The organism is Streptomyces sp. NBC_00669, assembly GCF_036226785.1.
Taxonomy (GTDB): Bacteria; Actinomycetota; Actinomycetes; order Streptomycetales; family Streptomycetaceae; genus Actinacidiphila.
Window position 1 is genome coordinate 1,027,540 of record NZ_CP109018.1, and the last position, 16,573, is coordinate 1,044,112.

A 16,573-nucleotide genomic window follows, 5' to 3' on the forward strand; every position below is an offset into this window, starting at 1 on the left:
TCAGTCCAGGGTGGTCAGCCACTCCTGGACGACCCGCGCGGTGTCCGCTGCCTTCCCCTCGATGAGGCTGAAGTGGTTGCCCGGGACGGTCCGGTACTCCTGGCGGCTGTCCCAGGGCTTCGCCTGCCAGTCGTCGTCGGGGCCGGCCGAGTCGCCGGCGCCGGGCAGGAACGACTCCTCCGCCCCGACGAACAGCACCGGTGCCCGCAACTCCCCGACGGTGAACTGCGGGACCAGGTCGAAGTAGCAGCTCATGGCCGACAGCACGGTGCTGTCGAACATCTCGTACTCCGAGTCCTTGGCCACCAGCCCCATCACCAGCTGCCGCATCAGGTCGCGCTGGTCGCCGTCGCCGGTGTCCACCTGGTAGGTGTCGATCAGCACCAGGCCGGCGGGACGGACGCCCATGTGCTGCTCCAGGTGGACCGCCACGGCGTGGGCGATCACCCCGCCCCCGGAGTAGCCGAGGAGCACGAACGGCTCGCCGGCCGCCGTCTCGACGGCGCCGGCCGCGAACGCGGCGGTCGCGGCCTGGACGGACGACGGCAGGCTCTCCCCGTGTCCGAAGCCGGGTGTCGGCAGCGAACTGACCGAGCGCAGGCCGCGGAAGGGCGCCGCCAGCCGGGCGTGCTGGTGCGGGCCGGCCGTCGCCATCGGCGAACTGATGCAGATCAGCCGGTTCGTGGCCGGGCCGTCGGCCAACCGCACCCCGACGGGCGGGTGTTCCAGCTCCGTGACCGAGGAGAACACCGGCCGCAGCGCGGCCACCGCCCGCAGCAGGTCGAAGCCCTGCGGGACGTTGTCGGACAGCACCGCGCCGCGGAACAGCTCCGACAGCGTGTCGGGGCGGCGGCCGGGCGCCTGCTCCGGCTGCTGCGCCGCCGCGGGTTGCCCGGTGAGCGTCCCGTCGAGCTGGCCGGCGAGCTCCTCGTGCAGCCGGGACGCCAGCTCGGCGGGCGTCTTGGCGTCGAAGACGGCCATGGGCGGCAGCCGCAGCCCCGTCGTGGCGTTGAGGTGGTTGCGCAGCTCGACGGCGCTGAGCGAGTCGAAGCCGGACTCCAGGAAGTCCCGTTCGGGCTCCACGGCCTCCGGCCCGCTGTGGCCCAGCACCATCGCCGAGTACCGCAGCACGACGTCCTGGATGGCCCGCTTCTGCTCGGCCTCGGCCATGCCGGCCAGCTGCCGGCGCAGCGAGACCGCGTCGGCGCCGCCGCCCGCCGCACGGCGCCTGGCCTTCGGCGCGAGCCCCCGCAGCAGCGCCGGCGGCTCACCGGACCAGCCGCGCAGCCCCTTCGGGTTGACCCGCAGCGGCACCAGCGTCGGGTGCGCGGTGGTCAGCGCCGCGTCGAACGCCGCGAGGCCCTCCTGCTCGGTCAGCGCGGGCAGGCCCTGGCGCTTCATGCGCTCCCGGTCCGCGTCGGTCAGCCACCGGCTCAGCCCGGTCGCCACGTCCCACAGGCCGTAGGCGAGGGAGCACGCCGGCAGGTTCAGGGCGCGCCGGTGCCGGGCCAGCGCGTCGAGGAACACGTTCGACGCGGCGTAGCCCGCCTGTCCCGCGGCCAGCACCAGGCCGCCCGCGGAGGAGAACATCACGAACGCCGCCAGGTCCATCTCCCGGGTCAGCTCGTGCAGGTGCCAGGCGGCGTCGGCCTTGGGCCGCAGCGACGTCTCGACGTTCTCCGGGGTCAGCGCGGAGACCAGCCCGTTGTGGGCGACACCGGCGACGTGGACCACGGCCCGCAGCGGATGCCCGTCGGGGATCGCGGCGAGGACGCCGGCGAGCGCCGAGCGGTCCGAGACGTCGCACGCGGCGATCGCCACCTCGGCGCCGGCCCGCCGCAGCTCCTCCCGCAGTTCCTCCGCCTCCGGGGCGTCCGGCCCGCTGCGGCTGACCAGCAGCAGGTGCCGGACGCCGTGCGCGGTCACCAGGTGCCGGGCGACCAGGCCGCCGAGCCCGCCGGTGCCGCCGGTCACCAGTACGGTGCCGTCGCCGGCGAGCACGCCCGGTTCGGCCTCGCCCGAGTCGCCCTCGCGCGGTTCGCCTTCCGCCGGGTCGCTCTCGGCCGGTTCGCTCTCGGCCGGTTCCTCCTCGGCCCTGACCAGCCGCGGCGCGAGCAGTTCACCGCCGCGCAGCGCCGTCTCCGGCTCGTCCCCGGCGACGGCGGCCGCGAGCGCCCGCTCGGACTCGGGGGTGCCGTCGACGTCCACGAGCAGGAAGCGGCCCGGGTTCTCCGCCTGCGCCGCCCGCACCAGACCCCACACCGGTGCCTGCTCCAGCCGAACGTCGCCGCCGTCGGCCGCACCGGTGGTCACGACCGCCAGCCGCGACCCGGCGTACCGCTCCTCCGCCAGCCACTCCTGGACCAGTGCCAGGACACCGTGGACGGTCCCACGCACCGCGGCGGGCATGTCCGCCTCCCCGGGCGGGCCGTCCACGGCGGCCACCGCGTCCACCCGTACGGCGACCACCTCGGGTACGGCGGCGCCGGCCTCGACTGCGGCGGTGAGCGCGGCGAGGTCCGCGTAGGAAGCGGCGTCGCCGAACCCGGTCGGGTCCGCGAAGGAGCCGATCAGCGCGGAGGGCACCGCGCGGGCAGGCAGGGCGACCGGCGTCCAGTCGATCCGCAGCAGCGGCTCCTTGCGCCCCGCGGCAGGCACCCGGAACTGCTCCGGCGACGCCTCCCGCAGCATCAGCGACTCGATGTGGACGACGGGGGCGCCCGTGGGGTCGGCGAGTTCCACGGACACCGCCTGCGGTCCCGTCGCGGCGATCCGTATCCGCACCGCCCGCGCGCCCTCGGCGTGGACCGACAGGCCGCTCCAGGAGAAGGGCAGCACGGTGGCGCCCAGGGTGTCGTCCTCGCGGATTCCGGCGAAGGCCATGATGTGCAGGGAGGCGTCGAGCAGGGCGGGGTCGACTCCGAGCCGGCTGACGTCCTGGTGCGCGTCCTCGGGCAGCTCCACTTCGGCGAACAGGTCCTCGCCGCACCGCCAGGCGGCCTTGAGCCCCTGGAAGGCCGGACCGTAGCCGTAGCCGTACTCCGCCAGCCGCTCGTAGGCGCCGTCGACGTCGATGGTCGTGGCGTCGGCCGGCGGCCACTGGGTGAAGTCGTACGACGGTGCCGCCGCGCCGGTGCCCAGGAACCCCTCCGCGTGCAGTGTCCAGGACTGGTCGTCGCCCTCGGGCCGCGAGTGGATGGTCAGTGACCTGCGGGCGTCTCCCGGGCCGGCCTCCCCCGGCTCCCCGACGGACACCTGCACCTGGACCCCGCCCTCCTCCGGGAGGATCAGCGGGGCGTGCAGGACCAGTTCGTCCAGCACGTCGCAGCCGACCTGGTCGCCGGCCTGCACGGCGAGTTCGACGAAGCCGGTGCCGGGGAAGAGGATCGCGCCGCCGACGCGGTGGTCGGCGAGCCACGGGTGGGTCGCCACGGAGAGCCGGCCGGTGAGGAGGACGGCCTCGGACTCCGCGAGCGTGACGGCCGCGCCCAGGAGGGCGTGATCGGGGGTGTCCAGGCCCGCGGAGGCCACGTCGGCGTGGTCCTCAGGGAGCAGCCAGTAGTGCTGGCGTTGGAAGGCGTAGGTGGGCAGGTCCGCGACCTGGCGCGGCGCGGGGCCGGTGAAGGTCTTGGGCCAGTCCACGGTGGCGCCGGATGTCCACAACCGCCCGATCCCGGTGAGGACTTCGACCGCCTCGGGGCGATCCCGGCGTACCAGCGGCACGATGACCGCGGAACTGGTCCCGCTGGTGGCTGTGTTGGCGGCTGCGCTGTCCGCTTCGGTGGCGGCTTCGAGGCAAGGGGTGAGCATCCCGGACAGCACCGCGTCCGGTCCGATCTCGACCCAGCGCGACACCCCCTGATCCGCCAACCAACTGACGCCGTCGGCGAACCGCACCGCCTCCCGAACGTGGCGCACCCAGTAGTCGGGGGTGCACAGGTCCTCGGCCGTCGCGAGGCCACCCGTCACGTTCGACACCACCGGAATCGTCGGCGCCGCGAACGACACCCCGTCCAGCACCTCCCCGAACTCCGCCAACATCGGCTCCATCAGGGCGGAATGGAACGCGTGGCTCACCCGGAGGCGACTCGTACGGCAGCCCCGCCCCGCGAACACCTCCGCCAGTTCGGCGACGGCGTCCTCCACGCCGGACACCACCACCGACGAGGGGCCGTTTACCGCCGCGATGGACACGCCTTGCGGCAGTTCCTCACGTATGGCCGCCTCCGAGGCTCCGATCGCCACCATCGCGCCGCCCGCCGGCAACGCCTGCATCAACCGGCCCCGTGCCGCCACCACCCGCGCGGCATCCTCGACCGACCACACCCCGGCCACACACGCAGCGGCCACCTCACCGATCGAGTGACCCACCACGAAGTCCGGCCGTATCCCCCATGATTCGACCAGCCGGAACAACGCCACCTCGAACGCGAACAACCCCGCCTGAGCCACAACCGTCTCGTTCACCCGGTCCGTGTCAGAACCCCAGAGCACTTCCCGCAACGAGAACCCGAGATGGCGGTCCAACTCGGCCACCGCCTCGTCGAAGGCCGTCGCGAACACCGGGAACGCTCCGCACAACTCCCGCCCCATTCCCAACCGCTGCGCACCCTGCCCCGTGAACACGAACGCCGAACGACCCGAGGCCGTCACCCCGCGAGACACATTCGCCGCCCGCGCCTCGCCGGCCGCCAACGCCGCCAGCCCCCGGACCAGTTCGGCACGGTCCTGCCCGACGACCACCGCACGGTGCTCCCACGCGGCGCGGCCTGCCAACGACCAGGCCACAGCCCCCACCGGCACACCACTGCCAGCCCCACCCACCCACTCACCCAACCGGCCCGCCTGAGCCGCCACCGCCGACTCCGAACGACCCGACACCACCCACGCCACCAACCCCGAACCCGACTCAGACTCAGCCCCGTCGGCCTCCGCCGCCCCCTCCAGCAGCGGCAATTCCGAGCCCACCACCAGTGCCGACTCAGGCTCGTCGGGGGCTTGTTCGATGATCACGTGGGCGTTGGTCCCGCTGATCCCGAAGGACGACACCGCCGCCCGCCGTGCACGATCCACCCGCGGCCACTCCCGTGCCTCCACCAGCAACTCCACGGCGCCCGAGGCCCAGTCCACCTCACTCGACGCCGCCCCCGCATACAGCGACCGCGGCAACACCCCCCGCCGCAACGCCTCCACCATCTTGATCACACCACCCACACCCGCAGCCGCCTGCGTATGACCGATGTTCGACTTCAACGACCCCAACCACAAAGGCGAGTTCTCCGCCCGGCCACGCCCATACGTCGCCAACAACGCCTGCGCCTCGATCGGATCACCCAACGACGTCCCCGTCCCGTGCCCCTCCACCACATCCACATCCACCACCGACAACCCGGCCGCACCCAACGCCGCACGAATCACCCGCTGCTGCGCCGGACCGTTCGGCGCCGTCAACCCGTTACTCGCCCCGTCCTGGTTCACCGCGGAACCCCGCACCACCGCCAACACCGAATGCCCACCCCGCCGGGCATCGGAAAGCCGCTCCACCACTAGCATGCCCGCGCCCTCACCCCACCCGGTACCGTCCGCCCCCTCCGAGAAGGACTTCGAACGGCCGTCGGGAGCAAGGCCGCGCTGGCGGCTGAACTCGATGAAGACGTCCGGGGTCGCCATCACGGCGACACCGCCGACCAGCGCGAGCGTGCACTCGCCGGAGCGCAGCGCCTGCACCGCGGAGTGAAGGGCGACCAAGGACGACGAGCACGCCGTGTCGATGGTGATCGCGGGCCCTTCCAGGCCGAAGGTGTAGGAGATCCGACCCGAGGCGATGGAACCGGTGTTGTTGTTGTTCGCGTAGTCGTGGTACATCATCCCGGCGAAGACACCCGTCGCGCTCCCGCGCAACGACGCCGGGTCGATACCCGCCCGCTCCAACGCCTCCCACGAGACCTCCAGCAACAACCGCTGCTGCGGGTCCATCACCAACGCCTCATTCGGACTGATCCCGAAGAACGCCGGATCGAACTCCCCCGCGTCATGCAGAAAACCACCGTGCCGGGTGTAGGTGCTGTTCGGCCGCTCACCCGTCGGGTCGAAGATGCGTTCCGTGTTCCAACCGCGGTTGGTCGGGAACTCGGAGATCGCGTCCACACCGTCCGCCACCAGCCGCCACAGATCCTCCGGCGACTCCACGCCACCCGGATACCGGCACGCCATCCCCACGATCACGATCGGGTCGTCATCGTCCGTCTGCGTACGGAACGCCACCGGCGCCAACGCCTGCGCGGCGCCGGTCAGTTCGTCGACGAGGTGGGCCGTGACGGCCTCGGCGCTCGGGTAGTCGAAGACCAGGGTGGCCGGCAGGTGGATTCCGGTCGCCGTGTTGAGGCTGTTGCGCAGCTCGACGGCGGCCAGCGAGTCGAAGCCGAGGTCGCTGAAGGCACGGTCCGGTTCGATCGCGTCGGAGGACGCGTGCCCGAGCACGTCGGCGACGTGCTGCCGGACAAGGGTGAGCACCAACGCGTGCCGCTCGGCGGGCGCCAGGCCCGTCACCCGGCCGGCCAGGCCGGAAGCGGCGGCGCTCACCACGCTCTGCCGGGCGGGCACGCGCACGAGGTCGCGCAGTACCGGCAGGACGAAGCCGGAGGACACCGCCTGGGCGCGCAGGGCGGCGGGGTCCAGCCGGAGCAGCACGGTCAGCGCCTGTCCGGACCGCGTGACGGCGTCCGACCGCATGACCTCGTCGAACAGGGCCAGGCCCTCGGCGTCGGACAGCGGCGGGAAGCCCTGCCTGCCGAGGCGCCGTACCTCCACCTGCGTCAACTGGCCACCCATGCCGGTCGCCCACAGGCCCCACGCCATGGACACCGCGGGCAGGCCGGCGGCTTTGCGCCGTTGGGCCAGGGCGTCGAGGAAGACGTTCGCCGCCGCGTAGTTGGCCTGGCCGATGCCGCCGAACGTGCCGGCCATCGACGAGAACAGCACGAACGCGGACAGGTCGAGATCGCGGGTGAGCTCGTGCAGGTGCCAGGCGGCCACGGCCTTCGGCCGCAGCACGGTGTCGAGCCGTTCGGGCGTGAGGGCGGAGACGACGCCGTCGTCCAGCACGCCCGCGGTGTGGATCACGCCGGTAAGCGGATGCGCCGCGGGGATGCCGTCGATGACGGCCGCGATCTGCGCGCGGTCCGCCACGTCGCAGGCGGCGATCACCACGTCCGCGCCCAACGCGGCCAGCTCGTCGCGCAGTTCGGCCGCACCTGGGGCCTCGGCACCCCGGCGGCTGACCAGGAGCAGCCGTCGCACCCCGTGGGCCGTCACCAGGTGACGGGCCATCAGTGCGCCCAGGCCGCCGGTGCCGCCGGTGATCAGCACGGTCCCGTGCGCGTCCCAGACGGGTTCGGCGTCGCTGGGCACGGTGCTCGACCTGACCAGTCGAGGCGTCCGCATGACGCCGTCCCGTATCGCGATCTCCGCCTCGCCGGTGGCGAGGGCGATGGGCAGCGCGGTCCACGGATCGGTGGCGGCGTCGGCATCCACGAGGACGAAGCGGCCCGGGTTCTCGCTGTGGGCCGCCCGGACCAGGCCCCACACCGCCGATGCCGACAGCACGGCCTCGGACAGGGCTTCGGCCTCGGGTACTGCTTCGGGCACGGTTTCGGGCACGGCTTCGGGCCGGGCCTCGGACGCGGACTCGCCGTCCTCCGGCAGGCGGATCGCCCCGTCCGTCAGCAGCACCAGTCGGGACGGCGCGAAACGCTCGTCCGCGAGCCAGGACTGCACGACCTCAAGGGCACGGTGGGCGATGACGGTCAGGCCGGGGCCGTCCGCGCCGTCAGTGCCGTCGGCGCCGTCGAGAAGGGCGGCGTACGGCAGGACGACCGCGTCGGGGAGCGGCTGTCCGGCTTCCAGCGCCGCGCCCAGCGCCTCCAGACCGGTGAACGAGGGGGGTTCGGTCGCTCCGGGCCGGCCGGTCGCCGGTTCGGCTGCTCCGGCGGGCCGGATGACCGCCCAACTCGGCGCGTCGGCCGTGCCGGTGGGCGCGGGCAGCGTGGCCCACCCCAGGTGGTACGGGACCTGCTCCGTACGGCGTGCCGCCGCGAGCTGTTCCGGGGAGACCTCGCGGGCGACGAGCGAGGAGACGCTGAACACGGGCTGACCGTCGGCGGTCGCGGCGACGATGGACATCCCGGCCGGGGCCGGACCGCCATCGGCCGTCCGTCCGGCTTCCTGCGGTGTCAGCCGCACGCGCAGCGCCGTGGCCCCGCGCGCGTGGAGCGCCAGGCCGTTCCAGGCGAACGGGACCACGGTGCGGTCCTCGTCGTCGGAGTCCCCCGCGGCGACCAGATTGACGTGCAGGGCGGCGTCGAGCAGGGCGGGGTGCAGCCCGAATCGGGAGGCGTCGGCGTGGGACTCCTCCGGCAACTCCACTTCGGCGAAGAGGTCGTCGCCGCGCCGCCAGGCGGACTTGAGCCCCTGGAAGGCCGGGCCGTAGACGTAGCCGGCGCCGAGCAGCCGCTCGTAGGCACCCGCCACCTTGACGGGCACCGCACCAGGTGGCGGCCACGCGGCGAGGTCGAACGCCGGGGCTTCCTGCTCAGGGGTGAGGACGCCCTCGGCATGCAGGGTCCAGACGGCCTCTTCGCCGTCTTCCTCCGGCCGCGCGTGGATCGCGAGTTCCCGCAGACCTGCGGCGTCAGGCGCGCGCACCACCACCTGGACGGCTACGCCGCCGCGCTCCGGGAGGACCAGCGGGGCGTGCAGGGCGAGTTCCCGCAGACCCCCGCAGCCCACCTCCAGCCCTGCGCGCAACGCGAGTTCGACGAACGCGGTACCGGGCAGCAGGACCGCCCCGAGGATGTCGTGGTCGGCCAGCCAACGGTGGGTTTCCGTCGAGAGGCGCCCGGTCAGCACGACGGAGTCACCGTCGGGCGACGGCAGTACGGCGCTGAGCAGCGGGTGGTCGACGGCCTCAAGTCCCGCCGCGCCCACGTCCGTTCCGCCGCGTGACGCGTCCAGCCAGTACCGCTTCCGCTGGAAGGCGTAGGTGGGCAGGTCCACGACGTGGCGAGGCGCCGGGCCGGTGAAGGTCTCGCGCCAGTCCACGGCCACGCCCGAGGTCCACAACCGCCCTACCCCGGTGAGGACTTCCGCCGCCTCGGGGCGATCACGGCGCACCAGCGGCACGATGACCGCGGAACTGGCCGCGCTGGTCGCCGCGTTGGCGGCTGCGCCGTCCTCCTCGGTGGCGGCTTCGAGGCAGGGGGTGAGCATTCCGGACAGCACCGCGTCAGGCCCGATCTCGACCCATCGCGACACCCCCTCACTCGCCAGCCAGCTGACGCCGTCGGCGAAGCGCACCGCCTCTCGAACGTGGCGCACCCAGTAGTCGGGGGTGCACAGGTCCTCGGCCGTCGCGAGGGCGCCCGTCACGTTCGACACCACCGGGATCTGCGGCGCCGCGAACGACACCCCCGCCAGTACTTCCCCGAACTCGGCCAACATCGGCTCCATCAGGGCGGAATGGAACGCGTGGCTCACCCGCAGGCGACTCGTACGGCACCCCTGCCGCTCGAATACGTCCGCCAGCTCGGCCACGGCGTCCTCGACCCCGGACACCACCACCGACGAGGGGCCGTTCACCGCAGCGATGGACACGCCTTGCGGCAGTTCCGCGCACACCTCGGCCTCGGACGCCCCGATCGCCACCATCGCGCCGCCCGCCGGCAGCGCCTGCATCAACCGGCCCCGTGCCGCCACCACCCGCGCCGCGTCCTCGACCGACCACACCCCGGCCACACACGCAGCGGCCACCTCACCGATCGAGTGACCCACCACGAAGTCCGGCCGTATCCCCCATGATTCGACCAGCCGGAACAACGCCACCTCGAACGCGAACAACCCCGCCTGAGCGATGACGGTGTCGTTCACCCGGGCCGCGTCCGAGCCCCAGAGCACCTCCCGCAACGAGAGCCCGAGATGGCGATCCAGCTCCGCCACCGCCTCGTCGAACGCCGCCGCGAACACCGGGAACGCCCCACACAACTCCCGCCCCATCCCCAACCGCTGCGCACCCTGCCCCGTGAACACGAACGCCGAACGACCCGAACCCGCCACACCCCGAGACACACCCGCACCCGGCAAACCGGCCGCCAACGCCTCCAACCCCCGCACCAGTTCGGCACGGTCCCGCCCAACCACCACCGCACGGTGCTCCCACGCGGCACGCCCTGCCAACGACCAGGCCACATCCCCCACCGACGCACCACTGCCAGCCCCACCCACCCACTCACCCAACCGGGCCGACTGACCCACCACCGCCGACTCCGAACGACCCGACACCACCCACGCCACCAACCCCGAACCCGAAACAGACTCAGACTCGGACTCCGCCGCAATCTCCAGCGGCGCCGGCCCAACCCCCGCCGACACCGTTCGCGCTTCTTCCCCCTCCGGTGCCTGCTCGATGATCACGTGCGCGTTGGTCCCGCTGATCCCGAACGACGACACCCCCGCCCGCCGCACACGACCCACCTGCGGCCACTCCCGAGCCTCCGCCAACAACTCCACCGAGCCCGACGCCCAGTCCACCTCACCCGACGCCGTTCCCACGTGCAGTGACCGCGGCAACACCCCCCGCCGCAACGCCTCCACCATCTTGATCACACCACCGACACCCGCAGCCGCCTGCGTATGACCCACATTCGACTTCAACGACCCCAACCACAAAGGCGAGTTCTCCGCGCGGCCACGCCCGTACGTCGCCAACAGCGCCTGCGCCTCGATCGGGTCACCCAACGACGTCCCGGTGCCGTGCCCCTCCACCACGTCCACGTCCACCACGGACAACCCCGCCGCGCCCAACGCCGCACGAATCACCCGCTGCTGCGCCGGACCATTCGGCGCGAAGAAGCCGTTGCTGGCGCCGTCCTGGTTGACGGCGGAGCCCCGCACCACCGCGAGGACGGGGTGCCCGTTCCTGCGGGCGTCGGAGAGCCGTTCGACCAGCAGGAGGCCCAGGCCCTCGCCCCAGCCGGTGCCGTCCGCCGCGTCCGAGAAGGACTTCGAACGGCCGTCGGGAGCGAGGCCGCGCTGGCGGCTGAACTCGATCAGCATCTCCGGCGTGGCCATCACGGCGACACCGCCCGCCAGCGCGAGCGAGCACTCGCCCGAACGCAGCGCCTGCACCGCCAGATGCAGCGCCACCAGGGAGGAGGAGCACGCCGTGTCCACCGTCACCGCCGGCCCCTCCAGGCCGAAGGTGTAGGCGATCCGGCCCGAGACGAGGCTTCCGCCGCTGGTGCTGGCGCCGCCGTTGCCCTGGCCGTAGTCGTGGTACATCAGGCCGGCGAAGACACCGGTCGAACTGCCGCGCAGCGCGGTGGGGTCCATCCCGGCCCGCTCGAACACCTCCCAGGACGCCTCCAGCAGCAGCCGCTGCTGCGGGTCCATGGAAAGCGCCTCGCTGGGGCTGATGCCGAAGAAGTCGGCGTCGAAGTCAGCCGCGTCGTAAAGGAATCCGCCCTCCGACGCGTACGACTTCCCCGCCTTGCCGGGCTCGGGGTCGTAGACGTCCGGGTCCCAGCCGCGGTCGGTCGGGAAGGGCGCGATCGCGTCCACCTCGTCGGCCACGAGTCGCCACAGGTCCTCGGGCGAGGAGACGCCGCCCGGGTAGCGGCAGGTCATGGCGACGATCGCGATCGGCTCGGCGTCCTGACGGGTGAGCGGCAGCGGGGTCACCGGCACGTTCGCCACGGCTCCGGCGATCTCGTCGTCGAGGTACCGCGCGACGTCGGACGCGGTCGGGTAGTCGAAGACGAGGGTGGCCGGCAGGCGCAGGCCGGTCTCCGTGTTGAGGACGTTGCGCAGCTCGACCGACGTGAGCGAGTCGAAGCCGAGTTCCTGGAAGGCGCGGTCCGGCTCGATCGCGTCGGAGGACCCGTGCCCGAGCAGCGCGGCCACGCGGTCGCGGACCAGATCCAGCAGGACGCCGCGGCGCTCGTCCGCGGGCAGGCCGGCCAGCCGCTGGGCCAGGGCGGTGCCCTGGGACGGTCCGCCGGTGCCGGACACCTGACGGCTCCTCACCAGCCCGCGCAGCAGGGCGGGGACCTCGCCACGGGCACGCAGCGCCGCGGTGTCCACGCGCAACGGCACCAGCACCGCCGGTGCGGCGGACGGCGGCGTGCTCGCCGGCCCGGCTCCGCGCAGGGCGGCGTCGAGCGCGGCGAGTCCTTCCTCCGCGGACAGCGGCGGGAAGCCCTGCCGCTTCATCCGGTGCAGGTCGGCGTCGCCGAGGGCCGCGCCGAGGCCCGCTTCGACACCCCACAGGCCGTAGACGAGGGAGGTCGCCGGCAGGCCGTGGGCCCGGCGGTGTGCGGCCAGCGCGTCGAGGAAGACGTTCGCGGTGGCGTAGGCGCTCTGTCCGGCGGCGAAGAGCAGGCCGCCGGCGGACGAGAAGAGCACGAACGCCGACAGGTCGAGGTCGCCGGTCAGCTCGTGCAGGTGGTGGGCGGCGTCGGCCTTGGGCCCGAGAACAGCGTCCAGCCGCTCGTCGGTCAGCGCCGTCACGAGTCCGTTGTGGGCCACGCCGGCGGCGTGCACGACCGCGGTCAGCGGATGCGCGGGGTCGATTCCGGCGAGCAGGGCGGCCAGCGCGTCCCGGTCGCTCACGTCGCACGCGGCGACCGTGACGGAGGCGCCCGCCGCGACGAGTTCCGCCCGCAGTTCCTCGGCGCCGGGTGCCTGGAGGCCGCGGCGGCTGGTCAGGAGGAGGTGCCGTGCGCCGTGGGCCGCCACCAGATGGCGGGCCACGAGGGCGCCGAGGCCGCCGGTGCCGCCGGTGACCAGCACCGTCCGTTCGGGGTCGAGTCGCGGGGTGTCCGCGCCGGTGACCATGTCGGGGTCGGGGTCGGTGTCGGGGCCGGTGACCGCGGCGGTGATCTCGTCGGGCGCGACCCGGGCGAGCCTCGGCACCCGCGCCTGGCCGTCGCGCAGCGCGATCTCGGGTTCGCCGGCGGCCACGGCGGCACGCAGCAACTCCGGCGCGTGGTCGTCGTCGAGGTCCACCAGTACGAACCTGCCCGGCTGTTCGGCCTGCGCTGCCCGCACCAGTCCCCAGACGGGGGCGAGCGCCAGGTCGATGTCGTCGCCGTCGGCCGTGGCGACCGCGCCGCGGGTCACGACCACGAGCCGCGAGCCGGCGAAGCGGTCATCGTCGAGCCAGCCCTGTACCGCCGCCATGACGGTCGCCGCGCGAGCCCGTACCGCGGCGGGGACCGGACCCGCGGTCGCGTCCGGCGGCAGGGCGAGAAGCGCGACCGGGGGGACGGCGGCTCCGTCGTCATCGAGGGCGGCCCGCAGCGCCGCGACATCGCGGTACGCGGATCGCCCCGTCATGCCGAGCAGTTCGGCCGTCTCCGGGCCGTCCGTGTCCGCGGTGAGCAGTACCCACTCCGACGTCTCCGGCTGAGCCTGGGAGACGGCAGTCGCGGTCCACTCCACCCGGAACAGCGCCTGGTTCTGTGCCGCGCCCGCCGCCCGGGCCGCGCCCAGTTGCTCCGACGAGACCGCCCGGGACACCAACGACCCGACGGACAGGACCGGTTGACCGTACGCGTCGGCCATCTCCATGGACACGCTGTCCTGGCCCTCGGCGCGCATCCGCATCCGCAGCCCGGTGGCACCCGACGCGAAGAGGGAGACGCCGTTCCACGAGAAGGGCAGCAGCGTCTCCTCGCCGGTCTCCTCCTCCTGGAGCAGGGCCGCGTGCATGGCCGCGTCGAAGAGGGCCGGGTGCAGGCCGAACCGGGCGGCGTCGGGGTGTGCCGCGTCGGGCAGTGCGACCTCGGCGAACAGTTCGTCGCCGCGCTCCCAGGCGGAGGTGAGGCCCTGGAAGGCCGGGCCGTACCCGTACCCGCGGTCCAGCAGGCGCTCGTAGCCGCCGGTGACGTCGATGGGCGTGGCGCCGGCCGGCGGCCACTGGGTGAAGTCGTACGAGGGCGTCGCCGCACCCACGCGCAGGAGTCCTTCGGCGTGCGGTGTCCAGGGCTGGTCGGCGCCTTCGGGACGCGAGTGGATGGTCAGCGACCTGGCACCGGAGCCGTCCGCGCCGCCGACGGTGACCCGGAGCAGGACGCCTCCGCTGTCGGGCATGACCAGGGGCGCCTGGAGTGTCAACTCCTCAACGACGTCGCACCCGAAGTGGTCGCCCGCGTGGATCGCGAGTTCGACGAAGGCGGTGCCGGGCAGCAGGACGGCCCCGAGGACGTCGTGGTCCGCGACCCACTCCTGCGTGTCGAGCGCGAGCCGGCCGGTGAAGACGGCCCCGTCGGTCTCCGGCAGGGCCACAACGGCACCGAGCAGCGGGTGTTCGACCGCGCTCAGCCCCATCGCCTCGGGCCTGCCGCCCAGTTCGGCCGCGAGCCAGGACTCGGCGAGGAACTCCAGAGGGTGCAGCCAGTAGTGCTGGCGTTGGAAGGCGTAGGTGGGCAGGTCCAGGACGTGGCGGGGCGCGGGGCCGGTGAAGGTCTTGGGCCAGTCCACGGTGGCGCCCGAGGTCCACAACCGCCCTACCCCAGTAAGGACTTCCGCCGCCTCGGGGCGATCACGGCGTACGAGCGGCACGATGACCGCCGAACTCGCCGCATGCGTCTCGTCAGTTACGGTGGCGGTTTCGAGGCAGGGGGTGAGCATCCCGGACAGCACCGCGTCAGGTCCGATCTCGACCCAGCGCGACACCCCCTGATCCGCCAGCCAGCTGACGCCGTCGGCGAAGCGCACCGCCTCTCGAACGTGGCGCACCCAGTAGTCGGGGTCGCACAGGTCCTCGGCTGTCGCGAGGGCGCCCGTCACGTTCGACACGACCGGGATCTGCGGCGCCGCGAACGACAGCCCTTCCAAGACCTCGCCGAACTCGGCCAACATCGGTTCCATCAGGGCGGAATGGAACGCGTGGCTCACCCGCAGGCGACTCGTACGGCACCCCTGCCGCTCGAATACGTCCGCCAGTTCGGCGACGGCGTCCTCGACCCCGGACACCACCACCGACGAGGGACCGTTCACCGCAGCAACCGACACACCCTCCGGCAACACCTCGCGAATCGCCGCCTCGGACGCCCCGATCGCCACCATCGCGCCGCCCGCCGGCAACGCCTGCATCAACCGGCCACGTGCCGCCACCACCCGCGCGGCATCCTCGACCGACCACACCCCCGCCACACACGCAGCGGCCACCTCACCGATCGAATGCCCCACCACGAACTCCGGCCGTATCCCCCACGATTCGACCAGCCGGAACAACGCCACCTCGAACGCGAACAACCCCGCCTGAGCCACAACCGTCTCGTTCACCCGGTCCGTGTCAGACCCCCACAGCACCTCCCGCAACGAGAACCCGAGATGGCGGTCCAACTCGGCCACCGCCTCGTCGAAGGCCGTCGCGAACACCGGGAACGCCCCGCACAACTCCCGACCCATCCCCAACCGCTGCGCACCCTGCCCCGTGAACACGAACGCCGAACGACCCGATGCCGTCACCCCGCGGGACACATTCGCTGCCCGTGCCTCGCCGGCCGCCAACGTCTCCAGCCCTCGGACCAGTTCGGCACGGTCCTGCCCGACGACCACCGCACGGTGCTCCCATTGGGAGCGGCCCGCCAACGACCAGGCCACATCCCCCACCGGCACACCACTGCCAGCCCCACCCACCCACTCACCCAACCGGGCCGACTGAGCCGCCACCGCCGACTCCGAACGACCCGACACCACCCACGCCACCAACCCCGAACCCGAACCCGAAACAGACTCAGACTCCGCCGGCGCCGACTCCACCTCCTCCGGTGCCTGCTCGATGATCACGTGGGCGTTGGTCCCGCTGATCCCGAACGACGACACCGCCGCCCGCCGTGCACGATCCACCCGCGGCCATTCCCGTGCCTCCACCAGCAACTCCACGGCGCCCGAGGCCCAGTCCACCTCACTCGACGCCGCCCCCGCATGCAGCGACCGCGGCAACACCCCCCGCCGCAACGCCTCCACCATCTTGATGACGCCACCGACACCGGCAGCCGCCTGCGTATGACCGATGTTCGACTTCAACGAGCCCAGCCACAAAGGCGAGTTCTCCGCCCGGCCACGCCCGTACGTCGCCAACAACGCCTGCGCCTCGATCGGGTCACCCAACGACGTCCCCGTGCCGTGCCCCTCCACCACATCCACGTCCACCACCGACAACCCGGCCGAACGCAGTGCCGCACGAATCACCCGCTGCTGCGCCGGACCGTTCGGCGCCGTCAACCCGTTACTCGCCCCGTCCTGGTTCACCGCGGAACCCCGCACCACCGCCAACACGGAATGCCCGTTCTGCCGAGCGTCGGAAAGCCGCTCGACCACCACCATTCCCGCGCCCTCACCCCAGACCGTGCCGTCCGCCCCCTCGGAGAACGAACGGCACCGACCGTCACGCGACAATCCGCGCTGACGGCTGAACTCCACGAACACATCCGGAGTCGCCATCACCGCCACCCCACCCACCAGCGCGAGCGAGCACTCACCCGAACGCAACGCCTGCACAGCGGAATGA

At 72.9% G+C, this 16,573-nt stretch carries 1 protein-coding gene (cut by a window edge); it reads right to left on the reverse strand.

What is annotated here, in order from left to right:
- On the reverse strand, positions 1-16,573 hold the 3' portion of the coding sequence (locus OG896_RS04240; RefSeq protein ID WP_329362499.1) for a type I polyketide synthase. It continues 599 nt past the right edge of the window; 16,573 of the gene's 17,172 nt are visible here — the last part of the coding sequence; its start codon lies off the right edge, out of view — the gene reads right to left on this strand; the stop codon is at positions 1-3.